Annotated in this window: 24 protein-coding genes; 14 read left to right on the top strand and 10 right to left on the bottom strand. The window is 72.7% G+C overall.

The features are described 5' to 3' along the window. Window positions 1-54: 54 nt before the first annotated feature. Window positions 55-1,113 (bottom strand): DUF2637 domain-containing protein, encoded by a 1,059-nt coding sequence (locus OG393_RS05675; protein ID WP_327373502.1) that lies wholly within the window; start codon window positions 1,111-1,113, stop codon window positions 55-57. A gap of 196 nt (window positions 1,114-1,309) precedes the next feature. Further along, a complete protein-coding gene (locus OG393_RS05670; RefSeq protein ID WP_327373501.1) occupies window positions 1,310-2,167 on the bottom strand; it encodes a (2Fe-2S)-binding protein in 858 nt (285 codons plus the stop codon). 148 nt (window positions 2,168-2,315) lie between these two features. Here OG393_RS05670 and OG393_RS05665 point away from each other — a divergent pair, with 148 nt between their 5' ends. Next, window positions 2,316-3,119, top strand: a complete 804-nt coding sequence (locus OG393_RS05665; RefSeq protein ID WP_327373500.1) for a GntR family transcriptional regulator — start codon at window positions 2,316-2,318, stop codon at window positions 3,117-3,119. Window positions 3,120-3,407: 288 nt separating this feature from the next. Beyond that, window positions 3,408-5,024, top strand: coding sequence for a WD40 repeat domain-containing protein (locus OG393_RS05660; RefSeq protein ID WP_327373499.1), 1,617 nt, complete (start codon window positions 3,408-3,410; stop codon window positions 5,022-5,024). A gap of 89 nt (window positions 5,025-5,113) precedes the next feature. Here the strand turns inward: OG393_RS05660 and OG393_RS05655 are convergent, their stop codons facing one another. Beyond that, a complete protein-coding gene (locus OG393_RS05655) occupies window positions 5,114-5,905 on the bottom strand; it encodes a hypothetical protein (protein WP_327373498.1) in 792 nt (263 codons plus the stop codon). Window positions 5,906-6,315: 410 nt separating this feature from the next. Then, complete coding sequence (locus OG393_RS05650; RefSeq protein WP_327373497.1) at window positions 6,316-8,013, bottom strand: PucR family transcriptional regulator; 1,698 nt, start codon at window positions 8,011-8,013, stop codon at window positions 6,316-6,318. Window positions 8,014-8,370: 357 nt separating this feature from the next. On the opposite strand from OG393_RS05650, the gene OG393_RS05645 reads away from it, so the two are divergent. The 6 genes from OG393_RS05645 (at window position 8,371) to OG393_RS05620 (ending at window position 16,540) form a co-directional block, all read left to right on the top strand. Continuing rightward, complete coding sequence (locus tag OG393_RS05645; protein ID WP_327373496.1) at window positions 8,371-9,261, top strand: FAD binding domain-containing protein; 891 nt, start codon at window positions 8,371-8,373, stop codon at window positions 9,259-9,261. Between the two features lie 2 nt (window positions 9,262-9,263). Further along, window positions 9,264-9,869 (top strand): (2Fe-2S)-binding protein, encoded by a 606-nt coding sequence (locus OG393_RS05640; RefSeq protein ID WP_327373495.1) that lies wholly within the window; start codon window positions 9,264-9,266, stop codon window positions 9,867-9,869. A gap of 2 nt (window positions 9,870-9,871) precedes the next feature. Continuing rightward, a complete protein-coding gene (gene pucD, locus OG393_RS05635; protein ID WP_327373494.1) occupies window positions 9,872-12,274 on the top strand; it encodes a xanthine dehydrogenase subunit D in 2,403 nt (800 codons plus the stop codon). A gap of 233 nt (window positions 12,275-12,507) precedes the next feature. After that, window positions 12,508-13,983 carry an NCS2 family permease gene (locus OG393_RS05630; RefSeq protein ID WP_327373493.1) on the top strand — a complete coding sequence of 492 codons (1,476 nt, stop codon included), beginning with the start codon at window positions 12,508-12,510 and terminating at the stop codon, window positions 13,981-13,983. A 42-nt stretch (window positions 13,984-14,025) separates the two neighbouring features. Further along, complete coding sequence (locus OG393_RS05625; RefSeq protein WP_327373492.1) at window positions 14,026-15,162, top strand: XdhC/CoxI family protein; 1,137 nt, start codon at window positions 14,026-14,028, stop codon at window positions 15,160-15,162. A gap of 199 nt (window positions 15,163-15,361) precedes the next feature. Then, window positions 15,362-16,540: a glycoside hydrolase family 6 protein gene (locus OG393_RS05620; RefSeq protein ID WP_327373491.1), complete on the top strand. Its 1,179-nt coding sequence runs from the start codon at window positions 15,362-15,364 to the stop codon at window positions 16,538-16,540. 6 nt (window positions 16,541-16,546) lie between these two features. On the opposite strand, the gene OG393_RS05615 is transcribed toward OG393_RS05620, so the two are convergent. The 3 genes from OG393_RS05615 to OG393_RS05605 form a co-directional block, all read right to left on the bottom strand. Continuing rightward, window positions 16,547-16,780 carry a hypothetical protein gene (locus tag OG393_RS05615; protein ID WP_327373490.1) on the bottom strand — a complete coding sequence of 78 codons (234 nt, stop codon included), beginning with the start codon at window positions 16,778-16,780 and terminating at the stop codon, window positions 16,547-16,549. Beyond that, window positions 16,777-17,439: a TNT domain-containing protein gene (locus OG393_RS05610; RefSeq protein WP_327378321.1), complete on the bottom strand. Its 663-nt coding sequence runs from the start codon at window positions 17,437-17,439 to the stop codon at window positions 16,777-16,779. The genes OG393_RS05615 and OG393_RS05610 overlap by 4 nt, the downstream gene beginning before the upstream one ends. Before the next feature lie 183 nt (window positions 17,440-17,622). After that, window positions 17,623-18,228: a TetR/AcrR family transcriptional regulator gene (locus tag OG393_RS05605; protein WP_327373489.1), complete on the bottom strand. Its 606-nt coding sequence runs from the start codon at window positions 18,226-18,228 to the stop codon at window positions 17,623-17,625. Between the two features lie 124 nt (window positions 18,229-18,352). On the opposite strand from OG393_RS05605, the gene OG393_RS05600 reads away from it, so the two are divergent. From OG393_RS05600 to OG393_RS05580, 5 genes are all read left to right on the top strand, one after another. Next, entirely contained in the window at window positions 18,353-19,504 is a 1,152-nt protein-coding gene (locus OG393_RS05600; protein ID WP_327373488.1) for an acyl-CoA dehydrogenase family protein, read from the top strand. A gap of 43 nt (window positions 19,505-19,547) precedes the next feature. Then, the gene (locus tag OG393_RS05595; protein ID WP_327373487.1) at window positions 19,548-20,309 is read left to right on the top strand and encodes an SDR family NAD(P)-dependent oxidoreductase; all 762 of its coding nucleotides are present in this window, start codon (window positions 19,548-19,550) and stop codon (window positions 20,307-20,309) included. A 109-nt stretch (window positions 20,310-20,418) separates the two neighbouring features. Next, complete coding sequence (locus tag OG393_RS05590) at window positions 20,419-21,150, top strand: TetR/AcrR family transcriptional regulator (protein ID WP_327373485.1); 732 nt, start codon at window positions 20,419-20,421, stop codon at window positions 21,148-21,150. A gap of 234 nt (window positions 21,151-21,384) precedes the next feature. After that, window positions 21,385-21,759, top strand: a complete 375-nt coding sequence (locus OG393_RS05585) for a Zn-ribbon domain-containing OB-fold protein (RefSeq protein ID WP_327378320.1) — start codon at window positions 21,385-21,387, stop codon at window positions 21,757-21,759. A gap of 282 nt (window positions 21,760-22,041) precedes the next feature. Further along, window positions 22,042-22,395: a VOC family protein gene (locus OG393_RS05580; protein WP_327373484.1), complete on the top strand. Its 354-nt coding sequence runs from the start codon at window positions 22,042-22,044 to the stop codon at window positions 22,393-22,395. A gap of 79 nt (window positions 22,396-22,474) precedes the next feature. On the opposite strand, the gene OG393_RS05575 is transcribed toward OG393_RS05580, so the two are convergent. Both OG393_RS05575 and OG393_RS05570 read right to left on the bottom strand, forming a co-directional pair. After that, entirely contained in the window at window positions 22,475-22,696 is a 222-nt protein-coding gene (locus OG393_RS05575; protein ID WP_327373483.1) for a hypothetical protein, read from the bottom strand. Beyond that, entirely contained in the window at window positions 22,693-23,079 is a 387-nt protein-coding gene (locus OG393_RS05570; protein ID WP_327373482.1) for a hypothetical protein, read from the bottom strand. The genes OG393_RS05575 and OG393_RS05570 overlap by 4 nt, the downstream gene beginning before the upstream one ends. Window positions 23,080-23,252: 173 nt before the next feature. On the opposite strand from OG393_RS05570, the gene OG393_RS05565 reads away from it, so the two are divergent. Then, a complete protein-coding gene (locus OG393_RS05565; protein WP_327373481.1) occupies window positions 23,253-23,516 on the top strand; it encodes a GntR family transcriptional regulator in 264 nt (87 codons plus the stop codon). Between the two features lie 66 nt (window positions 23,517-23,582). Here OG393_RS05565 and OG393_RS05560 read toward each other — a convergent pair whose 3' ends face one another. Then, window positions 23,583-24,125 (bottom strand): NUDIX hydrolase, encoded by a 543-nt coding sequence (locus tag OG393_RS05560; RefSeq protein ID WP_327373480.1) that lies wholly within the window; start codon window positions 24,123-24,125, stop codon window positions 23,583-23,585.

Raw genomic sequence — 24,125 nt, 5'->3', positions numbered from 1 at the left:
GTGGCCTTCGACCGGAAGGCGTGACCGCCCGGCCGGAGGCCACCCGACAGGTTCTCAGCCGAACTGCTGCTCCAGATCCTTGAGCTTGCGCTCCAGGGAGTCGAGCCGGGGCAGCGTCTGGGTATCGTCCTCGGCGGTGAGGTCCACCGTCCGGGACTCAGTTCCCTTCACGGCCGCGAGGGAGGGCCGGTGTCGAAGCGGCAGTTGTCCGGGGTCCGCTATGGCAGGCTCCGCGACGGCCGTCCCCACGGCCGTCGCGGAGCCCGTGCCGGAACCCAGGGCGGCGACCTCCACCTGCCGGCCACCGCCGCGTCCGAGCCCGAAGGCCCGGTGCTGACGGTTGATCGCCTTGAGCCGGGCGCGGTCGAGCTTCTCCTGATCGCGCCTGCGCACCCGGGTCTGCTGCTTCTCCCGCCGGTCCTCGCGCACCTCGTCGACCGCCTCGTCGAGGGTCCGCACGCCCTCCAGCAGCATGAGCGACCACGCGGCGAAGGTCTCGCGGGGCGCGCGCAGCCACCGCACGATCCGGATCTGCGGCAGCGGCCGGGGAACCAGACCCTGTTCCCGCAGTGCCGCACGGCGGGTCTGCTTCAGGGCCCGGTCGAAGAGGACGGCCGCGGACAGCGACATGCCCGCGAAGAAATGCGGGGCTCCCGCGTGTCCCAGGCCCCGGGGCGCGTGGACCCAGTTGAACCAGGCCGCCGCGCCGGCGAAGGTCCACACCAGCAGGCGCGAACCGAGGGCCGCGTCACCATGGCTGGCCTCGCGGACCGCGAGCACCGAGCAGAACATCGCCGCACCGTCGAGTCCGAAGGGAACCAGGTACTCCCAGCCGCCCGTCAGGCTGAGGTTCTGCCGGCCGAAGCCGACGAGACCGTGGAAGGAGAGCGCCGCGGCGACGGCGGCGCAGCAGAACAGCAGCACGTAGGAGGCGGTCCCGTAGACGGCTTCCTTCCGTCTGCGGCGTTCCTCGCTGCGTTCCCAGGAGTCCTCGGCCGCGGCCTGGTCACCGGCGCGCTTGCCGCGCGCGAGCACCGCCACCGCCGTCAGGACTCCGGCGACCATCACGCCGCCCGGAAGCAGCCAGTCCAGCGATATGTCGGTCAGTCTCATGCGGTGTCCCTTGCATCGCCGTAGGGCCTTTCGGCGGCCCATACTGGCCGACCTCCCGGGGCGCGGAGGGGGGTTTCGCGGCAAGAGCACGCCATCGGGGCGGCAGGGCATACGAATAGGTGCGATCTGGTCGAACGTCCTTCCTGGGTCGGGAGGTTGCGTTCGATTTACGTCACCCGCGCGGGTGGCGTATCCGTCAGGCGGTGGCGGTCAGCCGCCGGACCCGCTCCTCGTCGCAGGTGCGCGGACACGTCAGGCAGGTGTCCTCGGGGCGCAGGGTGTAGAAGAAGCAGCACGTGGCCCGGTCCCGGGTCGCCCGGGACTCCTCGCCGGGCGCGCCGGACCCCGGCAGCTCGCGGAAGCCCGCGGCCCCCGCGTACGGACTGGTCGCGCCGGGCAGCAGCAGGTCAAGCTCCGCCATGCCGCGCCGCTCCTCGCCGAGCAGGGCGGCGACGTACCAGAGCCCCTCGACGATCTCGTCCGTGGTCATGCCCCAGAGCGCCCGCCGCCCACGACGCATCCGCGGGCCGAAGCCGGCCAGGACCGCCTCGAAGTGCTCGGCGAGCGACGCCCGTACCTCGGCACGCAGGGTCTCCTCGTCCGCCACCACGCGGGCGCCCGGAAGGACGGCGGCGGGATCGCCGGGCAGGCAGGCGAACTCCTCCACGGTCACGGCCATGCGCCCCGACGCCCGGTGGAAGCCGACGTTCCCGGCGGGAAGCCGGGGCACCCTGCGGTGCAGGAACCAGGGGACGGTCACGAGGAGGCACGCCGGCCAGGCGTACCGGTGGAGGCCGAAGCTCGCGACGACGTCCGGACGGGCCCGGGTGCCGTAGTCGCGCAGCACCTGGGCGTCGTCCCAGGCCAGGAACTCGTCGAGGGCGGCGCCACCGGCCCCCAGCTCGTCCGCGCCGACCCAGCCGCCGCCGCGCGGCAGCCGCTCGCCCCCTGCGTACTCGTCCACCCGCAGCCCGGCGAACACCTCGCCGAGGCGGGCGTAGGACGCCGTGAAAGGCGAGGTGAGGGGAGTGGCGAGGAGGGCGGGGACGGTCATACGGGGCCACCGAATCGCGATCGTCAGCAGGTAAGCCTTACCTTACCCGACGGTCGTGAGGTTTGAACTGCGGCCCTGTCCGCCTATGGTGCACTCGGGGTCCCGGCATCGCGAGCCGGACCAGGTACGCAGCCCCAGGAGGACCCGGGTGGAGCAGGGCGGAGCGCGCGAGCGGGCGGCGGAGGAGCCGTACCCGCTCGTCGACGGCGCCGCACGCGTCCCGGGGCAGCCGCGCGGCGGGGTCCGCGCACCCTCGCCGGCATGTCCGCCCGCGGCCCGCGGCGAGCACACGCACGGAGAACCCCCCGCGCCGGACCTCGTGCCCCGCCCGGTCCGGCGGCACTCCGTCCGGGGACAGGTCCTCCAGGCGCTGCGCACCGCGCTGGTCGGCGGCGACCTCGTCCCCGGCCGGGTCTACTCCGCCCCCACCCTCGCCGAACGCTTCGGGGTCTCGGCCACCCCCGTGCGCGAGGCGATGCAACGGCTGGCGAGCGAGGGCGCCGTCGAGGTCGTACCCAACCGCGGCTTCCGGGTCACCGCGCGCACCCCGCGCGAACTCGCCGAACTGGCCGAGGTCCGCGCGCTCATCGAGATCCCGGTCATGCTCCGGCTGGCCCGCACCGTTCCGGCAGCCCGCTGGGCCGAGCTGCGCCCGCTCGCCGAGGCCACCGGCGCCGCCGCCGCCCGAGGGGACCGCGCCCACTACGCCGAGACCGACCGGGCCTTCCATCGCGCGGTCCTCGCGCTGGCCGGCAACGAACAGCTCCTCGTGGTCGCCGACGACCTGCACCGCCGCTCCCAGTGGCCGCTGACGAACGGCCCGGCAGCCCGCCACGGCGATCTCGTGGCGGACGCGGCGGAACACACCGCCCTGCTCGACGCGCTCGTCGGGCGCGACCTGACCGTCGTCCAGACCCTGGTCCGCGAGCACTTCACCGGTTCGGGCGGCTGAACCCCCGCCACCACGCCCGGGACGCCCACCGCGCACGCCGGCGAAGCTCGCCCGGGCCCTCACCGCGCACGTCGACGGGTTCGCCGCCGCCGCAAGTCGCAGCTACCGACGGGGAGCCCGCCCCTGCCCACGGGCCAGGCCGTAAGGTCGTGCCGTCAGCCTGTTCCGCGCGGGCAGCCGGCCCCGGCCGGCCCGCGCGGCGTCGTCCGTGAGGTGCCCCATGCCGTCCGCGACCCCGCCCCCGGCTCCGGGAGAAGCCCCCCGGCCGACGGCCACGGGACGGCATCCGTGAGCGGGGCCCCGCGCGGGCAGCGACCCCCCGCCGGCACGGAGGCCGGGGCCGCCGCCCTGCTCGGCTGGCTGACCGACCCCGACGCGCCGCGGCTCTGCCTGCTCGCCGGCGGGCCCGGTCGTGACACCTCCGAGCTGCTGGCCTGGCTGGCCACGTTCGGAGCGCGGTCCGCGAGCCGTCGCGGGCGATCGGCCCGGGTGCTGGTGCCGCTCGCCGGGCAGAGCGCGCTCGGAGCGGCCTGGGCGCTGGCGAACCGCCTGGGCGTGGTCGCCCGGACGCCCGGAGAGCTGGTCCGGGTCCTCGCCACCGCCGAGACCCGCCGGGTGGTGCTCCTCCTGACGGACCTGGACGCCGCCGCGGAGCCGGGGGGCTGCGCCGAACTGCTCGCGGAACTCGCCGGGTCGGGGCGCGTCCGCATGGTCGTCGAGACCACCCCCGACACGCCCGCGCACACGCTGCTCGCCGCCCGGCGCGTCACCCTGGTGCGGCTGGACGGACGAGCCGCACCGGGCGGCGGACCGGCCGCGCCGCCCGGAGGCGCCCGGCCACCCGAGCCGGGCCCGGACCCGGCCGACCCGGTCGCCGTCTGCGCCGCCGACCCCGTGCGCGTGACCAGCGCATACGCGGCCGACACCGAGGAGGACCACGGCGGACTGCGGTCCGCCTGGCTGCGCGCCGGCCAGTCCCTCAGCCGTGAACAGACCCCCGCCGACCGCGCCCTGCTCCTGCTCGGCGTCCTCGGGGACGGCGCCGACCCCCGTCTGCGGCCGACGCTCGCGGAGCTCGCCGCCGCCTCGCCCTGGCGGATGCGGTGGACGCGGGTCCGGGGTGATGTGACCCCGCCGTGGCCGGGCCCGGTCACCTCGCTGGGCGTGGGCCGGGGCGGGCTGCTGGTGGCGGGACCGACCGACACGGTGACCCTGCTCGACCCGGACGACGCGCACCCGGTCGGCACCCCGGCCTCCGCTCCCGGCGGCCGGGTCAAGGCCCTCGCGCCCGCACCGGACGGCGCGGTCCTCCTCCTCGACGAACGCGGCCGGCTCCACACCGTACGGGGAGCCGTGCCCCGGCCGCCGTATCTGGAGCGGCTCACCGAGGCGGTGGCCGCGACCCTCACCCGGCACCCGGGGACCGCGCTCGCGGCGATCGCCGGTTCGGTGGTGGTCGGAGACCGCCTCGGCTCGGTGCACGCCTTCGGCCTCACGGGCATGCACCAGGCAGCCCTGCACAGCGGGCGGGTCACCGCCGTGACCGCCGTGGAGACGCCGCGGCCGTTCGTGTGCAGCGGCGGAGCCGACGGCACGGTCCGCCTGTGGGTCCCGGGCCGTGAGCCGAGGCCCGGCCCGTTCACCGCGCGGGACGCGGCTGTCGTGGCCCTGCACGCGATGCCGACCGGGGCGGGTCCGGCACTCGCCGTCGCGTGGGCGGACGGGCTCGTCGAACTGCGCCACCTCGACGCCGGTACCCGCCTCCACCACCGCCCGGGGCCGCCCGTACGCGCCGTGGCGGTCACCCCGGACGGTGCCCTGGTGGTCGGGATGGACGAGGTGCTGGAGTGCCTGGAGCCGGCGCGGCCCGCCGGCCCGGCGTCCTCCCGCGCGCCAGGAGGGTGACGCGTCGTCCGCCCTGCGGCGACCCGTCCCCCTCCGCGTCGTGGGCCGTCACGGCACCGTCGCCGCGCGCCCTCCGCGCCGCACCGTTCTCAGACCGCCGTGCGCGGGGTGGCCAGCTGACCGGCCAGCCAGGTCGGCACACCCCCGAGCAGCCGGAACAGCCGTCCGGCCTCCGCCCGAAGCCGGCCCGCCTCCGGCTCCGTCTCCGTGTCGGCGAGCGCGGTCAGGGCCGGTGCCGTACCGACCAGATACCCCAACTCCTCGCGGATCCGAAGGGATTCGGCGAAGCCGTGCCGAGCCTCCGCCAACTCCCCTTCCCGCAGGGCGATTCCGGCGAGATGGCGCCAGGTGAAGGACAGCAGCAGCGCGTCGCCCCGGTCCGTCGCCCCCGCGTGGGCGCGCCGGTACGCGGCCCGCGCCGCCTCCGGGGAGTCGCCGAGGTTCTGGGCGATCAGTCCGCGCCGGAAGTCGAGCAGCGGCCGGCCCTCGGCCGAGGGGGCGAGCAGCGCGGCGGCCCGGCCCAGCGCGGCCCGCGCCTCGTCCGCCCGGTCCCGGACCCCCAGCAGTGTAGACGCGTACGCGAGGTAGCCACGCTCGCAGGCCGCCGCCCCGCGCTCCTCGTCGCTCTGCGTCACCGCCTCGGCCGCCCGCAGGGCCTCCTCCGCCTCGGCCCAGCCCTTCTCGGTGTAGAGACATCGTTCGATCAGCAACGCGGCCCGTTCCAGCGCCGCGGCCGGATCGGCCGAGCGGGGGGCGAGCAGCGCGGCGGCGTCCGTCCAGCAGCCGCGCGAACGCAGCCGCCATATGGCCGTCTGCGTGGGGGTCGCCTCGCCGTAGGCAAGGGACGGATCGTCACCCTCCGTCGTTTCGGAACCAGACATGGCGGTGTCCGCCACATTGCCCTCCCCGAGCGCACCATTGAGCTGTTGAGTGAGGCTGGAATCTCAGCACGAACGGGTGGGCCTGGCCAAGGGGTCAGGTGAATCAATTCACAAGTGCCTTGTGTTTATCCGGTATACGGACACAGACGGCCCGAAGTGACCGATGGACGGGCCGAATCGAAGCGGTCGGAGACCACGGTGGCACGTCGGGTGCCGATGCCGGAGGCATCGCGCGGACCGGAATTCCCGTGAACGCAGGGCGCGCGCTCCCCCGAAGAGATGAATCTGTCATTCCGCCTTCCGGGTGAGCGCGTCCGCGCGTGCCGCTCCCCGGGTCCGGGGAGCGCCGGATGCGCCCGGCCGACCCCCGCCGGAGCGCGGCCCCGCTCCGGCGCGGGGCCCGCACGGCGTCAGCTCATCCGCAGCGCGAGGAAGAAGTCCAGCTTGTCCTCCAGGCGCGACAGGTCCCGGCCGGTGAGTTGCTCGATCCTGCCGACCCGGTAGCGCAGGGTGTTCACATGCAGGTGCAGTCGCGTCGCGCAGCGCGTCCAGGAGCCGTCGCAGTCCAGGAACGCCTCCAGTGTGGGGATCAGCTCCGCGCGGTGGCGGCGGTCGTAGTCCCGCAGCGGGTCGAGCAGCCGTGCCGTGAACGCGCGACGGACGTCGTCGGGGACGAACGGCAGCAGCAGCACGTGCGAGGCCAGCTCGTGGTGGCCCGCCGCGCAGACGCGGCCGGGGCGCGCCCCGGCGACCCGGCGGGCGTGCCGGGCCTCCTCCAGTGCCCCCCGCAGGCCCTCAGCGGAGTGGACCGCGGCGCTGACGCCCAGCGTGAGACGGCCGTCGTCGGCGAGACCGGAGGACAGGGGTTCCCGTACCGACGCCAGGAGCACGTCGGCGTGCAGACCGGCGCTCGTGGTCCCCTCCTCGTCCTCGCTGTCCGGGAGCGGGCCGGCGGGCAGCGGCACCAGGGCGATGGCCTCGTCCCCGTGGTGGGCCACGGCGATCCGGTCCGCCGACTCCGGCCCGACGGTCGCCGGGTCGACGAGGATCTCCTCCAGCACCGCCTGGGCGACCGGGCCGCTGTCCAGGGACTGGCCCGTGGAGCCGTCCGGCTCCCACTCCACCCGGGCCACCACCACCTGCCAGTGCGGGGCGGTGCCGAGTCCGGGCAGCAGCACCGGCGCGGCGACCCGCAGCCGGGCCGCGATCTCGGCCGGCGCGGCACCCGCCTGGACCAGTTCCAGGACCTCCTGGGCGAGCCGGCGCCGTACCGTGCGCGCCGCGTCGCGCCGGTCGCGCTCCACGGCGATCAGCTGGGTGACGCCCTGGAGCAGGTCCAGCCGGGCGGCGGGCCAGTCCCCGGCGTCCGCCTCGACGGCCAGGAGCCAGTCGGACAGCACCGTCTCCCGGACGTCCCGCGAGGCGGGTGCGGCCCCGCGCCCGGTGCTGCGGACCGGGAACAGCGAGTACGTGGTGCCGCCGACGCTCAGCCGGTGGGGCCCGCGCCGGCCGGTCCGGGTGGCCGCCAGATGCTCGCCGGCCAGCCGGGCGGCGAGGCCGCTGTCCAGCGGTTCGCCGGCGCCGGCGATCCGGCGGCCGGTGGGGGAGAGCACCCAGGCCCGCAGGTCGAGGTCGGAGCCGAGCAGGTCGAGGACCACCTCGGGGCCGCCGCCCGCCGGGCCGGAGGTCATCAGGCGCCGGTGGCGGTCGACGACGGCGGCCAGGTCGCCCGCCCGCTCACCCGACACCTGTCGAACAACGTGCTCGGTGATGGTCGCGAACGCAACGGACTCGTTCACCGCGAACAAGGGCAGCCGATGGCGCGAACACGCCTGTACGAGGTCGTCGGGGATGTCCCCGAGCTCCGCCTCCCCGGCCGCCAGGGCCGCCACCCCGGCGGCGGCCAGGATCCGGGCGAACGGCTCCGCGTCCGCCGGTTCCCGCAGCCAGGCGAGGCCGGTGAGCACCAGCTCGCCGCCGGACAGGTAGCGGCTGGGGTCCTTGAGATCCGTCGTCATCACGCCGCGGACGGTGCGGTCCAGTTCCTCCTCGCCTCCGAGCAGGCGCAGCCCCAGCGCGTCGGTTTCCAGCAGTGCGCGCAGCCGCATCTCGTCGCCGCCGTTCCTTCTCGTCAGTCACTCGTGGGTAAGACATACATAGACCGTTTCCCGGGATTCGCGACCCGGGGGAGTGTCGCGTTGTCGACGGTGGCCCGGTGCCGGGGTTTCCAGGGGAAAACAGCGAGGTTACCGAGCCTCGCCTTTCGTTCGAATCTACAAGACGAGGAAGGTCGCCAGCCAACTCCTTCATGTTTTCGGTGACTGCACCGGGGCGAGCCGGGCTTGTGTACTAGGCCACACATCGCTGAACAGCACATGAACACGAATTCGAAGTCGAGGGCCGGCCGTCCCCCCGGGCCCGTACGACCGTCCCCCGATCACTAGAAGCACAAGAAGAGAGCCACCATGGACTTCCTTCGCCCCGCCAGCTGGGAGGAGGCGCTCGCCGCCAAGGCAGAGCACCCCACGGCCGTGCCCATCGCGGGTGGCACCGACGTCATGGTCGAGATCAACTTCGACCACCGGCGTCCCGCGTACCTCCTGGACCTGAACCGTATCGAGCTGCTGAGCGAGTGGGAGGTCGGAGAGGAGAACGTACGCCTCGGCGCCTCCGTCCCCTACACCCGGATCATGGAGGACCTGCGGGCCGAGCTTCCCGGTCTGGCCCTCGCCTCGCACACGGTGGCCTCCCCGCAGATCCGCAACCGCGGCGGCGTAGGCGGCAACCTCGGCACCGCGTCCCCGGCGGGTGACGCGCACCCCGCGCTCCTCGCGGCGGGCGCCGAGGTCGAGGTGGAATCGGTGCGCGGCAGCCGGTTCATCCCCATCGACGCGTTCTACACGGGGGTGAAGCGCAACGCGCTGGAGCCCGACGAGCTCATCAAGACCGTGCACATCAAGAAGGCGGACGGCCCCCAGCAGTACTCCAAGGTCGGCACCCGCAACGCGATGGTCATCGCGGTCTGCGCCTTCGGCCTGGCGCTCCACCCGGAGACCCGGACCGTCCGCACCGGCATCGGTTCGGCCGCGCCGACCCCGATCCGCGCCAAGGAGGCCGAGACCTTCCTGAACGCGGCCCTCGAGGAAGGCGGCTTCTGGGAGAGCGGCAAGATCATCACCCCGTCGATCGCCAAGCAGTTCGCCGACCTGTGCTCGGGCGCCGCGAACCCGATCGACGACGTCCGCGGCACCGCCAAGTACCGGCGCCACGCCGTCGGCATCATGGCCCGCCGCCAGCTCGGCTGGACCTGGGAGCAGTACCGCGGCACCGGCCGCACGCTTGAGGGAGCTGCATAACCATGCGCGTCAATTTCACGGTCAACGGTCGTCCGCAGGAAGCCGACGACGTCTGGGAGGGCGAGTCCCTGCTCTACGTGCTGCGTGAGCGGATGGGCCTGCCCGGCTCCAAGAACGCCTGCGAGCAGGGGGAGTGCGGCTCCTGCACGGTCCGCCTGGACGGCGTGCCGGTCTGTTCCTGTCTGGTCGCCGCCGGTCAGGTCGAGGGCCGCGAGGTCGTCACCGTCGAGGGCCTCGCCGACTTCGCCAGGCAGCGCGAGGACCACGCCGGACACGGCTGCGCCACCGGTGCCTGCGGCACGTCCCTCGACGCCGCCAAGAAGTGGGAGGCGAAGCCCGGCCAGGACTCGCGGACCGGTGAGGCCGGCAGCGACCCGCTGGCCCTCTCCCCGGTCCAGCAGGCGTTCATCGACGCCGGCGCGGTCCAGTGCGGCTTCTGCACCCCGGGACTGCTGATCGCCGCCGACGAGCTCCTGGAGCGCCAGAGCGACCCGTCCGACCAGGACATCCGGGAGGCCCTCTCCGGCAATCTCTGCCGCTGCACGGGCTACGAGAAGATCCTCGACGCGGTCCGCCTGGCGGCCGCCCGTCAGGGAGAGGCGGTCTGACCATGGCGCAGAACACGCGCGGCGTTCCGGCGGGAACGCCGACGAACGTCACCCAGAACCACAACGAGGGCGGCATCGGCGAGTCCACGCTCCGCCCGGACGGCACCCTCAAGGTCACCGGCGAGTTCGCGTACTCCTCGGACATGTGGCACGAGGACATGCTGTGGGGCCACACGCTCCGCTCCACCGTCGCGCACGCCGAGATCGCCTCCATCGACATCTCCGAGGCCCTCGCGATGGGCGGTGTCCACGCCGTGCTGACGTACGACGACCTGCCCGCCGCGATGAAGAACTACGGCCTGGAGATCCAGGACACCCCCGTCCTCGCCAACGGACGGGTACGCCACCACGGCGAGCCGGTCGCCCTGATCGCCGCCGACCACCCGGAGACCGCCCGTCGCGCGGCGGCCAAGATCAGGATCGACTACCGGGAACTGCCGCTCGTCACCGACGAGGCATCAGCCCTCGCCGCCGACGCGCCGCTGCTCCACCCCGGCCGCGACGACCACCACGCCGGGCACGTCCCGCACCCGAACATCGTGCACCGCCAGCCGATCATCCGCGGCGACGCGGACGCGGCCGCCGCGCGCGCCGACGTGATCGTCTCCGGCGAGTACGTCTTCGGCATGCAGGACCAGGCGTTCCTCGGCCCGGAGTCCGGCCTCGCCGTGCCGTCGGAGGACGGCGGCGTCGACCTCTACGTCGCCACCCAGTGGCTGCACTCCGACCTGCGCCAGATCGCTCCCGTCCTCGGCCTGCCCGAGGAGAAGGTCCGGATGACGCTCTCCGGCGTCGGCGGAGCCTTCGGCGGCCGCGAGGACCTGTCGATGCAGATCCACGCCTGCCTCCTGGCCCTCCGTACCGGCAAGCCCGTCAAGATCGTCTACAACCGGTTCGAGTCCTTCTTCGGACACGTTCACCGGCACCCGGCGAAGCTCTGGTACGAACACGGCGCCACCAAGGACGGCAAGATCACGCACATGAGGTGCCGGATCGTGCTGGACGGCGGCGCCTACGCCTCGGCCTCCCCGGCCGTCGTCGGCAACGCCTCCTCGCTGTCCGTCGGCCCGTACGTCGTCGACGACGTCGACATCGAGGCCGTCGCGCTCTACACCAACAACCCGCCCTGCGGAGCCATGCGCGGCTTCGGCGCCGTGCAGGCATGCTTCGCCTACGAGGCGCAGATGGACAAACTCGCGGCGAAGCTGGGCATGGACCCGGTCGAGTTCCGCCGGCTCAACGCCATGGAGCAGGGCACGATCATGCCGACCGGCCAGGTCGTGGACTCGCCCGCCCCGGTAGCCGAGCTGCTGCGCCGGGTCAAGGCCCGTCCGATGCCGCCGGAGCGTCAGTGGGAGACCGCCGGCGAGGGCGCGGACGTCCGCGCGCTGCCCGGTGGCCTGTCCAACACCACGCACGGCGAGGGCGTCGTCCGAGGGGTCGGCTACGCCGTCGGCATCAAGAACGTCGGCTTCTCCGAGGGCTTCGACGACTACTCGACCGCGCGGGTGACGCTGGAGGTCATCAACGGCGAGCCGGTGGCGATGGTCCACACGGCCATGGCCGAGGTCGGCCAGGGCGGTGTCACCGTCCACGCGCAGATCGCCCGCACGGAGCTCGGTGTCACGCAGGTCACCATCCACCCGGCCGACACCCAGGTCGGCTCCGCCGGTTCGACGTCCGCCTCCCGGCAGACGTACATGACCGGAGGCGCGGTCAAGAACACCTGCGAGGCCGTCCGCGAGCGGGTGCTGGAGATGGGCCGGGCGAGGTTCGGCTCGTACCACCCCGCCTGGGCCACCGCCGAGCTGCTCCTGGAGAACGGCAAGGTCGTCACCGACGGCGGCGAGGTCCTCGCCGACCTGGCGGACGTCCTGGAGAACGAGAGCATCGACATCGAGCTCGAGTTCCGCCACCGCCCGACCCAGGCGTTCGACCTGGTCACCGGTCAGGGCGACGGCCATGTCCAGTACACCTTCGCCGCGCACCGCGCGGTGGTGGAGGTGGACACCGAGCTCGGCCTGGTGAAGGTCATCGAGCTCGCCACCGCCCAGGACGTGGGCAAGGCGCTCAACATGCTCTCCGTCGTCGGCCAGATCCAGGGTGGTACCACCCAGGGCCTGGGCGTCGCGGTGATGGAAGAGATCATCGTGGACCCGAAGACCGCGAAGGTGCGCAATCCATCCTTCACGGACTACCTGATCCCGACGATCCTCGACACGCCGACCATCCCGGTCGACGTACTCGAGCTCGCCGACCCCAACGCGCCGTACGGCCTGCGGGGACTCGGCGAGGCCCCGACCCTCTCGTCCACGCCGGCCGTCCTCGCGGCGATCCGGCAGGCGACGGGTCTGGAACTCAACAAGACGCCGGTCCGCCCCGAGGCGCTCACCGGCACCCTGTAGGACTCTCCGGGCGGTGCGTGCCCCCGGGAACGTCACACTTCCCCGCCCCCACCGCCCGGAGTACCCCCCAGCACCACCCGCAGTACCGCGCACCATCAGTTCGACCGTTTCATCCTGATTCGTCTCGGGCCGTCCCCCGGGTCGTGCAGCCAACGCACCATCCCAAATCCCGTAGTTCCTCGGACCTTCCCCGGCCGATGCGGGTGCCCCTTTGAACCTTGGGAGTAGGCCCCATGACCCAGTCGTCAGTGGAGCCCAAGACCGCCTCGGAGGACGCGGGCTCCGGCTCGAACGTCCCCGCCGGCCGCTCTTGGCTCGACCGGTACTTTCACATCTCGGAGAGAGGATCCTCCGTCGCGACGGAGATACGCGGCGGCGTCACCACCTTCATGGCGATGGCGTACATTCTCCTGCTCAACCCTCTGATCCTCGGCGGCAAGGACGTGGACGGCAACGTCCTCAGCCAGCCCGCGCTCATCACCGCGACCGCTCTGGCGGCCGCCCTGACCACCCTGCTGATGGGCTTCTGGGGCAAGGTCCCGCTCGCCCTGGCGGCCGGCCTCAGTGTCTCCGGTGTGCTCTCCTCGCAGGTCATCGCGGTGATGACCTGGCCCCAGGCGATGGCCATGTGTGTGGCCTACGGTGCGGTGATCTGCCTCCTGGTGGTCACCGGCCTACGCGAGATGATCATGAACGCCATCCCGCTGGCGATCAAGCACGCGATCACCATCGGCATCGGCCTCTTCATCGCGATCATCGGCTTCGTCAAGGCCGGCTTCGTGCACGAGAACCCCGCCCCGGGCGGCGGCCCCGTCACTCTCGGCCCGGCCGGTGAACTCGCGGGCTGGCCGGTCCTGATCTTCGCGGTCACCCTCCTGCTGATCTTCGCGCTCCAGTCCCGCGGCATCCCCGGCGCCATCCTCATCGGCATCGTCGCCGGCACCGTCATCGCCACGGTCGTCAACGCGGTCGCCGACATCCCCGAGAAGGGCGCGGGCGCCTGGTTCTCCGGTCCGCCGGAGCTCCACGGCAGCGCCGTCTCCGCCCCGGACTTCTCGCTCATCGGCGAAGTGTCCTTCAGCGGCTGGGGCGACGTCGGCTACATCACGATCACCATGATCGTCTTCACCCTGGTGCTCGCCGGCTTCTTCGACGCCATGGCCACCATCATCGGCGTCGGCTCCGAGGCAAAGCTCGCCGACGAGCAGGGCCGCATGCCGGGCCTGTCGAAGGCGCTGTTCATCGACGGAGCCGGCGGCATCCTCGGCGGCGGTGTCGGCGGCTCAGGCCAGACCGTCTTCGTCGAGTCGGCGACCGGCGTCGGAGAGGGCGCCCGTACGGGTCTGGCCTCCGTGGTCACCGGCGCGTTCTTCGCGGCCTGCCTCTTCTTCACCCCGCTCACCGCGATCGTGCCGGCCGAGGTCGCCTCCGCCGCCCTGGTCGTCATCGGCGCGATGATGATGCAGAACGCCAGGCATGTCGACTGGAGCGACCGCTCCGTCGCGATCCCGGTGTTCCTCACCGTGGTCCTGATGCCGTTCACGTACACCATCACCACGGGTGTCGCGGCCGGTGTCATCTCCTACGTCGTCATCAAGGTGGCGCAAGGCAAGGCACGCGAAGTGGGCGCCTTCATGTGGGGCCTGACGGCGATCTTCGTCGTGTACTTCGCGATCCATCCGCTCGAGAGCTGGCTGGGCGTCAGCTGACGCCCGCACCCCGCCCTCCACACACCTCCTGAGGAGACCGAGATGCTGGACATCGCCGAAGAGCTGCACCGGTGGGTCGAGCAGGGACGCACGTTCGCCGTCGCCACCGTCGTGGCCGTCGGCGGGAGCGCGCCCCGTCAGCCCGGCGCCGCGCTCGCCGTCGACAGTGACGGCACGGCGATCGGCTCGGTCTCCGGAGGCTGTGTGGAGGGCGCGGTCTACGAACTGTGCCGACAGGCCCTGGAGGACGGCACGACCGTCGTCGAGCGCTTCGGATACAGCGACGAGGACGCCTTCGCGGTCGGTCTGACCTGCGGCGGCATCATCGACATCCTCGTCACCCCGGCGTCCGGCGGGCTCTACCCCGCCGCGCTGGAAGCCGCCGTCTCGGGCGAGGCGGCGGCCCTGGCCCGGATCGTCGACGGCCCGGCCGACCTGCTCGGACGGGCCCTGCTGATCCGGCCGGACGGGACGTACGAGGGCGCGCTCGGTGGCCACCCCGAGCTGGACCGCAACGCGGCGGGCGAGGCCCGCGCGATGCTGGACGCCGGCCGGACCGGCACCGTGGAGATCGGCGAGGACGGCAGTCGCTGCGGCCGTCCGCTCACCCTCCTGGTCGAATCCTCCGTCCCCGCGCCGCGCATGATCGTCTTCGGCGCCATCGACTTCGCCTCGGCCCTGGTGCGGGTGGGTAAGTTCCTCGGCTACCACGTGACCGTGTGCGACGCCCGCCCCGTCTTCGCGACGCCCGCACGCTTCCCCGAGGCCGACCGGATCGTCGTCGAATGGCCCCACCGCTACCTGGAGTCCACCGAGGTCGACGGCCGCACGGTGCTGTGCGTCCTGACCCACGACGCCAAGTTCGACGTGCCGCTGCTGAGGACCGCTCTGCGTCTCCCGGTCGCCTATGTCGGTGCGATGGGCTCCCGCCGCACCCACGAGGACCGCAACGAGCGACTGCGCGGGGTCGGCGTCACCGAGCTCGAACTCGCGCGGCTGCGCTCCCCGATAGGGCTCGACCTCGGCGCCCGCAGCCCGGAGGAGACGGCCCTGTCGATCGCCGCCGAGATCGTGGCCGACCGCCGCGGCGGCACGGGCGTCTCACTCACCGGCGCCCACACGCCGATCCACCACGACGGCCCGCGGCCCCCGGACGGACGCATAGGCTCCGTCGCCTGACGGGTCGCCTGACGGGTCGCCGGGCGGAGTGCAGGAGCGTCCGGCGGGGCGCGCCACGGGGATCCCACCGGCGGGCCGGCCGTTCGCGCGGTTGCCCTCCCGGACAGGAGCGGCGACGCTCGGGGAGACGCTCCCCGGAGATCCGGGAAGCACCCTGACACGGTCCCGGGAACCGTGGTGTGCGGGAAGGACGGTCCCCATGCTCCGACGCGTCAGGCCGCTCTTCCTCCTGCCCGCTTGCCTCGGACTCCTCGGACTGCTCGCCCTCCTGCCGGAGCGGCCGACAGCCCCGGGCGACGACCCCGTGCCCCGGCTGTACGCGCCCGGACCCGGCCCGGCCGCCCTCGCGCAGTACCACGAACTCGCGGCCAGGGGCGACGCGTCCGCGGACGGACTGCTCGCCCTGGCGAACACGCCGCGCGCCGTCTGGTTCGGCGACGCGGCCCCGGAAGCGACCGAGCGCGAGGTGCGCCGGGTCGTCTCCGCGGCCGAACGGGACGGCAGCCTCCCCGTCCTCGTCCTCTACAACGTTCCCGGCCGGGACTGCGGCCGGTACTCCCGGGGCGGCACGGACACCACGACCGCGTACACGGTGTGGACCGAGGCCGTCGCGCGCGGTATCGGCACCCGCCGGGCCCTGGTCGTCCTGGAACCCGACGGGCTCGCCCTGCTTCCCTCCGACTGCGGCCCGGACGGCGGCGCCGCCTCCCGCACCGAGGAGCGCTACGCCTCCCTCGCCGGAGCCGTCGGCACCCTCGAACCGCTCCCCGCCACCCGCGTGTACGTCGACGCGGGACATTCCGCGTGGCACCCCGTACCCACGGTGGTCGCCCGCCTGCTCCGCGCGGGAGTCGGGCGTGCCACCGGCTTCGCCCTCAACGTCTCCAACCACCGCACGGACGAGGACACCCGCTGGTACGGCGACCTCATCGCCTCCTGCCTCGCCTACGCCGAGAGCGGCGGCGACCCCGTCGACTGTCCGGACCGCACGGTGCCCCGCGCACGGGCCCGCGCCTGGCTGGCGGCCCACGCAGGCACGCCGTCGGACCGCATGAAGCACTACGTCACCGACTCCGGCCGCAACGGCCGCGGCCCCTGGACCCCGCCGGCCGGCCGCTACCCGGACCCGCAGGACTGGTGCAACCCGCCCGGCCGGGGTCTCGGCGCCCCGCCCACGACGGCGACCGGTCACCCGCTCCACGACGCGCGGCTCTGGATCAAGGCCCCTGGCGAGTCGGACGGCCCGTGCCTGCGCGGGACGGCCGGGCCGCTGGACCCGGAGCGCGGAACCGCCGGCCCCCCGGCCGGGCAGTGGTTCCCGGACCAGGCCCTGGAACTCGTACGGCTCGCGAACCCGGCGGTCCCGCCCGCCGGGTAGCGGTGGTCAGAGCAGGGTCCGCAGATGCGCGCACGCCTCGGCCTCGGTGGCGTGCGTGGCGACCGCGTGATGCGTGCCCCGTTCGTACACGCCCGTCTCCCAGCCCGCACCGCCGGGTTCCCTGCGCAGGTAGACGAAGTCCGGCGGCGGCGGCACCGGCTCGTGGGCGTCCTCGATCCGGTAGTGATCGCCGGGTACTCCGGCCTCGCGCAGGACCCGGGCCAGCGTCAGCCGGTTCACGCGGGGACGCGCACCAGATAGCCGTGGTCCAGCAGCCACTTCACGTTGAGGCGCTGTCCCTCGCCCGGGTCGAGGAACAGTGGATCGAGCTTGATCTGACGGCCGCCTCCCGGCTGTTCGAACCAGGGGGCGATCGATCCCTCCCAGACGGTGAACGACCGGGTCACCTCGTACAGGTGGTAGTCACAGGGGAAGGCCGCGTCCCGGGTGTTCAGGTTCTGCGGCGGCAGCGCGCGCCGGGGGTAGGGGTCCCCGGCCGGCGCGAGGTACGAGCCGTACTCCGACCCGAAACGGTCCAGCCGCTCCCCCTCCGCCAGCAGCCCGGGTGCCTTGTCGGGGACGCCGTTTACCTCGGCGAAGCCGTCGTTCGGCGGGTACTTCCAGCCGCCGGTGCCGGCCGGGCCCTCCCAGTACTTCTCCAGGAAGGCGGCCGGGGAGAGCGTCCCGGTGCGGTGGTACCGACGTACCAGCGGGCCGACGGGCGGCTGCCACTTGGCGGGCAGGTGCTTGGGTCCGAGGCGCGGGTCGCCCCGGAACTCCCCGGTGCACGGCTCGTGCGCACCCGCGGCCCGCACGGTGTGGGTCGTGTTCGCCGCGGGGGCGGGGGTGGGGGCCGCCTGCGCGGACGGAGCCGTCGCCAGCGCGGCGGTGACGCCCATCGCGGCGAGTACGGCACGGATCCTGAGGTCGGTACGGCTGCGCTCCACGCGGAGTTCTCCCTGTGTCACGGGTCGGTGTGCGGCATACCGTAGTGGATCGGTGGCGGAGGGTGACCATCCTGGGGTGGGAACCGGCCAGGGGGTCGTTCGTGTCGCGCGGGGAGACGCGCCGTGGCGCCCCGTTCAGGGCCGGGTCAGGCCGTTCAGCAGGAGCTCCGCCAGGTGCTCGTACGCCTCCGCGTCCGCGAGTCCGGTCGCCGCCGCCACCTGGCGTTGCTGGATGCGGACCATGACCGAGGCGATGACATCGGCCGCGAAGGTCACGTGCACCTCCCGGAAGACGCCCGCCCGCACGCCCTCTTCGATCAGTTGCTGCACGCGTCCGGCCGCCGCGCGGGTGTTCCGCTCGTAGACCTCGGCGGCCGGACCGAAGGCGGCCACGTCGTCGAAGAACCGCGGCGAGACCGGTGCCAGCTCCGCCGAGACGGCCCGCAGGTAGGCGGCGAGGCGCCGGGCCGGATCGGTCTCGGCGGCCAGGACGGCCTCCACCCGGGTGGTCGCCCGCCGGAAGAAATGGACCACGGCGGCCCGGACGAGCTGCTCCTTGCTGCCCGCCAGGCCGTACAGCGTGCGCTTGGAGCAGTGCAGGCGGGCGGCGAGATCGTCGAGCGTCAGCCGGGCGAAGCCCTCGCCCACCAGCAGGGCCACCAGCTGTTCGAACAGGGCGGACCTGCGGGCCGCGCCGCGGCCGGACGGCCGGGGCGCCTCGGTGGCTGAGGTCTCGATCACCCGGACAGTATGCCGGGCGCCTCCGCCGGGGGTTACGGAGCCCCATATCTGCGCTACTCTCGACGGTACTGACGTACCGCCCGGAGTACCGTTTCAAGCGGTGCCGCGTGTCACTGGAGTCGCCATGGATGTCGACCGCCTGCTTCCCACCCCCGAGGCGGCGGACCTCATCGCCCTCACCCGGGAGATCGCCGACAAGGAGCTCTCGCCCCGGGTGGACGCGCACGAGGCCGCCGAGACCTACCCGGAGGGTCTCTTCACCACCCTCGGTGACGCCGGCCTGCTGGGCCTGGCCTACCCCGAGGAGTACGGCGGCGGCGGCCAGCCGTACGAGGTGTACCTCCAGGTACTCGAGGAACTGGCGGCCCGCTGGGCGGCCGTCGCCGTCGCCACCAGCGTCCACACACTCGCCTGCCATCCGCTGCATGCCTTCGGTACCGAGGAGCAGAAGCGCCGCTGGCTGCCCGCGATGCTGTCCGGCGACCTGGTGGGCGGCTACAGCCTCTCCGAGCCGCAGGCCGGCTCGGACGCCGCGGCCCTCGCCTGCAAGGCCGAGCGGACCACCGCCGGCGCGGACGCCGCGTACCGCGTCACCGGCAACAAGGCGTGGATCACGCACGGCGGCAAGGCCGGCTTCTACGCCCTGTTCGCCCGTACGGCCCCCGGCAGTCACGGCGTCTCCTGCTTCCTGGCCCCGGGCGCCGTGGAGGGTCTCACCTTCGGCAAGCCGGAGCGGAAGATGGGGCTCCAGGCGGTGCCCACCACCTCCGCCCACTGGGACGGCGCCCTGATCGACGCCGGGCGGCTGATCGGGGACGAGGGCCAGGGTCTCCAGATCGCCTTCAGCGCGCTCGACTCCGGACGGCTCGGCATCGCGGCCTGCGCCACCGGTCTGGCCCAGGCCGCCCTGGACGCCGCGGTCGACTACGCCAACCAGCGCACCACCTTCGGCCGCCGGATCATCGACCACCAGGGCCTGGGCTTCCTCCTGGCCGACATGGCCGCGGCCGTCGACTCCGCTCGCGCCACCTACCTCGACGCCGCCCGCCGCCGTGACCTCGGCCGGCCCTTCAGCCGCCAGGCCAGCGTGGCCAAGCTGACGGCGACCGACGCCGCCATGAAGGTGACCACGGACGCGGTACAGGTGCTCGGCGGGTACGGCTACACCCGGGACTTCCCCGTCGAGCGCTACATGCGCGAGGCGAAGATCATGCAGATTTTCGAGGGGACGAACCAGATCCAGCGGTTGGTGATCAGTCGCGGCCTCGCCCGCTGACGCCCGACATCCGCCGACCATCCGCACACGAACGAGGAGATCCATGGACATCGCCGGTTCCGCCGCGCTCGTCACCGGCGCGGCGTCGGGCCTCGGCGCCGCCACCGCCGCCGCCCTCGCCGCCCGCGGCGCCACCGTCTACGGCCTGGACCTGGACAAGGCCGTCGCCGCTGCGGGCGACCAGCCCGACGGCGTCACCCTGCTGCCCGCGGACGTGACCGAGGAAGGCCCGGTCCGCGAGGCGCTGGCCAGGATCGAGGCCGACGGCGCCGTGCTGCGGCTCGCCGTGAACTGCGCGGGCATCGCACCCTCCGCCCGAGTCCTGGGCCGCAAGGGCCCGCACGACCTGGACCTGTTCCGCGCGGTCCTCGACGTCAACCTGCTCGGCACCTTCAACGTGATGCGCCTGGCCGCCGAGGTCATCGCCCGACAGGAGCCGGACGGGGACGGCCAGCGCGGTCTGGTCGTCAACACGGCCTCGATCGCCGCCTTCGAGGGCCAGGTCGGGCAGATCGCCTACGCCGCCTCCAAGGCCGGGGTCGCCGGCATGACCGTCACGGCCGCCCGTGACCTCGCCCAGTTCGGCATCCGGGTGGTCACCGTCGCCCCCGGCATCGTCGACACCCCGATGATGGCCGGATTCAGCGAGGAGGTCCGGGCCGGCCTGGGTGCGAGCGTCACCTTCCCGCAGCGCCTGGCCCGCCCGGAGGAGTACGCCCGTCTCGTCACCATGGTCGTCGAGCACGACTACCTCAACGGCGAGACGATCCGGATGGACGGCGCCCTGCGGATGACGGCACGCTGAGACCCCCGGCTCCGCCGGGCTCCCGGGACACGAGGCGTGCAGCACTTGGTGCCATCCCCAGATGGCACCAAGTGCCGTGATCGCGGTGTCCTGGTGCTAGGTTCGGGCCATGGGAACGGCAACAGCGTCCACGAACTCCGCGAAACCCGGGATGCGGGACTCCCTCATCGCCGCGGCCTTCCAGCTCTTCCTCGAGCGGGGGTACGAACAGACCACCGTCGACGACATCGTCAGGACGGCCGGAGTCGGCCGGCGTTCCTTCTTCCGGTACTTCCCGTCCAAGGAGGACGTGGTCTTCCCCGACCACGAGCAGTGCCTCGCCGACATGACCGAGTTCCTGGCGGCCAGCGCGGACGCGGACGACCCCATCGTCCGGGTCTGCGACGCCGCCCGCCTGGTCATGCGGATGTACGCGGAGAACCCCACCTTCTCCGTGCAGCGCTACCGCCTCACCCGCGAGGTGGCGGGCCTGCGGACGTACGAGCTCTCGGTCGTCTGGCGGTACGAGAAGACCCTCGGCGACTACCTGCGCACCCGCTGGGCCGACCGTCGCGACGGCACCCTGCGCGCCAACGTGGCCGCGGCCGGGGTGGTCGCCGCGCACAACCACGCGCTGCGCCACTGGCTGCGTTCGGGCGGGGAGGGCGACCCGCTCGACGAGGTGGACCGGGCGCTGGAGTTCGTCCGGGACACCTGGAGCCCCGACCGCGTCCCCGGCACGCCGGCCGGGGAGGAGGCCGAGGAGGTCGTCGTGGTGATCACCAAGCGTTCCACGCCCATGTGGCGGGTGGTGCGGGAGGTGGAGTCCAGCATCGGGGACGGCCGGGAACCTCGGCCGTAGGACCCTGCCGTGCCTCGCGGACCCACCGGTGTCTCCCCCGGGCGAGCGGCCGACCACGGGAAGGGGAGCGGCGGCGTCCGGGTCCCGGGAACCTCAGGGGTCACAGGGATCTCAGTGTCCTCGAATGGGGGAACTCAGGTCTCCCGAACTCTTTATTCTATGGCACTCAGTGCCATACATTGGCTCCATGCACGGTTGAGCCGCCGAGTGCGAGGAGAAGGCTTCGTGTTCCAGATGGGACTGAGGAACGGCGGCGCCGTCCGGACCGAGGAATCGGCCGCCGGCGCCGAGCTCTACTTCCAGCGCTGCCGCTGGTGCCACACCACGACGTTCCAGCGACTGCTCTGCCCGACCTGCGGGTCGACCGACCTGTCGCCCGAACGCAGCGAGGGGGAGGGGGTGATCACCGTGCGCCGCGGGGTCACCGCCGCCGACGCCGACCTCTGGCCGGTGCATATGACGGAGGGGTTCGTCGTCCGCTGCCGGGTCGACGGCCCGCTGCACGCGGTGCGCCCCGGGGTGCGGGTCAAACTCTCCTCGGGCGGTACTGCGCCGACACAGCCGGTCGTCCGCCTCTGTGAAGAAGTCCCGCTCGACGGCTGGCTCTGACCGCCCGAAAAGGGCCTGCTGGTGGCACCCCGTGCCACCAGCAGGCCCTTTCGCGTACCGCGGAAAGCGGACCTCCGACGGGCACACCCCACCGGTCCCGCGTGACGCCGACCGCACGGCCCGCGTTCGCGCCGGATCACCCCGGCAGGTCACCGGTACGGAAAAGATCTTTTCCGTAGGTGCCCCGTCCGGTACGGTCACGGCGTCGTCCCGCTGCCGGGAGCCCCGGAACTGCGCCCGTGGGCCCGGCATCCCACTGACTGAAAGCAGGTTTCGCCCCTCATGGCATGTCGTATCGGTGAGCTCGTACTCGGTTGCCGCGACCCGGAACCGCTGGCGCGGTTCTGGTGCGAGGTGCTGGGCTACGTCGTGGTGGGCCGCGAGGAGGGCTGCGTGGAGATCGGGACGCCGGAAGGTTTCGGCGGTCCGCAGCCCACGATCTTCTTCAGCGTCCGGGAAGAGCCGGAGCCGGGGAAGTCGCGGCTGCATATCGACGTCAACCCCACCGACCGCGACCAGGACGCCGAGCTCGAACGCCTCCTGAAGCTGGGCGCCCGCCGCGCCGATGTCGGCCAGACCGGGGACGAGCAGTGGCATGTCCTGGCCGACCCCGACACTCCTGACTACCAGTTCTGAGCATACGCGCACGTCAGCGCCAACGACAGAGCCCCGCACGGCACTTGGCCGCACGGGGCGTTTTGCTGTCTGGGGCTGGTCAGCGCTGAGGGGTCCGGCGCATCACGGGCAGCTCGTCCCATTGGGCAAGCTGCGGGTACTTGTGGGCATGCTCGGCACAGGCGTAGTGAGTGAACCAGGCGCCGCCACTCTGGCTCTGCACATCGCCGATCATCACGGGTGCGTCAGTCCAGTGACCACAGACCGTGAACACGGAGCGGTCGGACTCGGGCGTCTTGCTGGTGACCGCCTCGCGGGTCATGCGGTCACCCCCGCAGCGGCGAGGGCGGAGAGGGATTCGAAGTGATCGCCCGCGTAGCCGTACGCGTAGTCCACGCCGAGCGTGGCGAGGACGGCGGCGGTGCGCCGTTCCCGGATCACGCCGAGTTCCAACGTGTCGTCCGCGTGGACGTAGGGGCGAATCAGTGCGGTGTCCTCGCCACGGAGTGGAACGTTCCATGCACGGACGTGCGCGGGGGTCGGGGGAAGCGGCCTCACTCGGGGCACTGGAAGGGTCGGCAGGGTCTTGGGCGCCTGATAGGCGGCGGAGTGGCGTCCGGGCCGGCTCGGCGTCAGTGCGAGGGCGCACCAGAGAACGAGCATGGACCCGAGTCCGATGGATGCGAGGGCGATAAGATCGCGCATGGTCGTGCAGCTCCTTAGCAAGCTGTTCGGCAAGCCCCGATGGACCGGGCCTAATCGGTCTGTCGGGGCGTTTTCGTATCCGACGGTAAGGGAACTGGTCTACCTTCGTCTACCTCAGTAGATAGACGTCTGCCTTCGGAAGGCAACGTGGCCGGTTGTCTACGCTTGCCTTCATGGCTGCACCTGAGATTGACCACGAATCCCCAACGCCGGTCTACCGGCAAATCGCGGCAGTGATCATCGCCGACATTGAGAGCGGCACTCTGCCCGTGAACCGGCGGATTCCCTCCGAGGCGTCCCTTGTGCAGCGCTTCGGGGTGGCCCGAGAGACCGTTCGCAATGCGGTGCGATTCCTGCGCGAAGAGGGACACGTCTTCACGGTGCCGCAGCGGGGCACGTACGTCCGGGATCGCAGTAAGGGCGAGGGCGAGGACTAGACAGCACGCGGCCCCGCATGTCCGCGACGGGGGCACGGACATGCGGGGCCGACTGTGAGCGACTACCTAGCGGAGCGCGGCGGCGACCCGTGAACGCAGAACCTCATCAGCGATCGTGTCCACGCTGCGCCACGCGTACCCGCTGACCTCCTCCTCTTGCAGCTTCACGGCCTGGTCGCCGCTCGCGCGGAAGAGGTAACGGAAGTCCGCGTGCCAGTGGGCGCCCTCCCCCTTGCTCTCGTTGGCGGGGATGGGGTGCACGTCGACGTGCACGGGGGTCGCCTGCACGGGGGAGATGCTGAGCGTGATTCCCGTTTCCTCGATCAGCTCGCGCAGCGCCGCGCCCATCAGGTTCACGTCCTCGGGCTCCAGGTGTCCGCCGGGGGTCAGCCACTTGTCGAGCGCCACGTGATGGATGAACAGCGCTTCCCCCTGGTCGTTGACGAGCACCGCTCCGGCGGTCACGTGACCTCGGAACTCCTTCCGGCTCGTCACGTCGGCGCCCTGGTCCAGCAGCTCACCGAGCGGGGCAAGCGAGTGTTTGTCCTCGGGGTGCGCGTCGGCGTACTCGACGACGGTCGTACGGATGTGGTCTGCCGTGATGGGCAT

The organism is Streptomyces sp. NBC_01216 (assembly GCF_035994945.1).
In the GTDB taxonomy this organism is placed as follows: domain Bacteria; phylum Actinomycetota; class Actinomycetes; order Streptomycetales; family Streptomycetaceae; genus Streptomyces.
Note: the sequence above shows the minus strand (reverse complement) of the source record. Positions and strands in the feature narration are given on the sequence as shown.

Bases quoted from the DNA above. Each gene is read 5' to 3' on its own strand.
- OG393_RS05675 (WP_327373502.1), bottom strand. From the start codon at position 1,113: ATGAGACTGACCGACATATCGCTGGACTGGCTGCTTCCGGGCGGCGTG.
- OG393_RS05670 (WP_327373501.1), bottom strand. From the start codon at position 2,167: ATGACCGTCCCCGCCCTCCTCGCCACTCCCCTCACCTCGCCTTTCACG.
- OG393_RS05655 (WP_327373498.1), bottom strand. From the start codon at position 5,905: ATGTCTGGTTCCGAAACGACGGAGGGTGACGATCCGTCCCTTGCCTAC.
- OG393_RS05650 (WP_327373497.1), bottom strand. From the start codon at position 8,013: ATGCGGCTGCGCGCACTGCTGGAAACCGACGCGCTGGGGCTGCGCCTG.
- OG393_RS05645 (WP_327373496.1), top strand. From the start codon at position 8,371: ATGGACTTCCTTCGCCCCGCCAGCTGGGAGGAGGCGCTCGCCGCCAAG.
- OG393_RS05640 (WP_327373495.1), top strand. From the start codon at position 9,264: ATGCGCGTCAATTTCACGGTCAACGGTCGTCCGCAGGAAGCCGACGAC.
- pucD (WP_327373494.1), top strand. From the start codon at position 9,872: ATGGCGCAGAACACGCGCGGCGTTCCGGCGGGAACGCCGACGAACGTC.
- OG393_RS05630 (WP_327373493.1), top strand. From the start codon at position 12,508: ATGACCCAGTCGTCAGTGGAGCCCAAGACCGCCTCGGAGGACGCGGGC.
- OG393_RS05625 (WP_327373492.1), top strand. From the start codon at position 14,026: ATGCTGGACATCGCCGAAGAGCTGCACCGGTGGGTCGAGCAGGGACGC.
- OG393_RS05620 (WP_327373491.1), top strand. From the start codon at position 15,362: ATGCTCCGACGCGTCAGGCCGCTCTTCCTCCTGCCCGCTTGCCTCGGA.
- OG393_RS05610 (WP_327378321.1), bottom strand. From the start codon at position 17,439: ATGGGCGTCACCGCCGCGCTGGCGACGGCTCCGTCCGCGCAGGCGGCC.
- OG393_RS05600 (WP_327373488.1), top strand. From the start codon at position 18,353: ATGGATGTCGACCGCCTGCTTCCCACCCCCGAGGCGGCGGACCTCATC.
- OG393_RS05595 (WP_327373487.1), top strand. From the start codon at position 19,548: ATGGACATCGCCGGTTCCGCCGCGCTCGTCACCGGCGCGGCGTCGGGC.
- OG393_RS05590 (WP_327373485.1), top strand. From the start codon at position 20,419: ATGGGAACGGCAACAGCGTCCACGAACTCCGCGAAACCCGGGATGCGG.
- OG393_RS05585 (WP_327378320.1), top strand. From the start codon at position 21,385: ATGGGACTGAGGAACGGCGGCGCCGTCCGGACCGAGGAATCGGCCGCC.
- OG393_RS05580 (WP_327373484.1), top strand. From the start codon at position 22,042: ATGGCATGTCGTATCGGTGAGCTCGTACTCGGTTGCCGCGACCCGGAA.
- OG393_RS05575 (WP_327373483.1), bottom strand. From the start codon at position 22,696: ATGACCCGCGAGGCGGTCACCAGCAAGACGCCCGAGTCCGACCGCTCC.
- OG393_RS05570 (WP_327373482.1), bottom strand. From the start codon at position 23,079: ATGCGCGATCTTATCGCCCTCGCATCCATCGGACTCGGGTCCATGCTC.
- OG393_RS05565 (WP_327373481.1), top strand. From the start codon at position 23,253: ATGGCTGCACCTGAGATTGACCACGAATCCCCAACGCCGGTCTACCGG.
- OG393_RS05560 (WP_327373480.1), bottom strand. From the start codon at position 24,125: ATGCCCATCACGGCAGACCACATCCGTACGACCGTCGTCGAGTACGCC.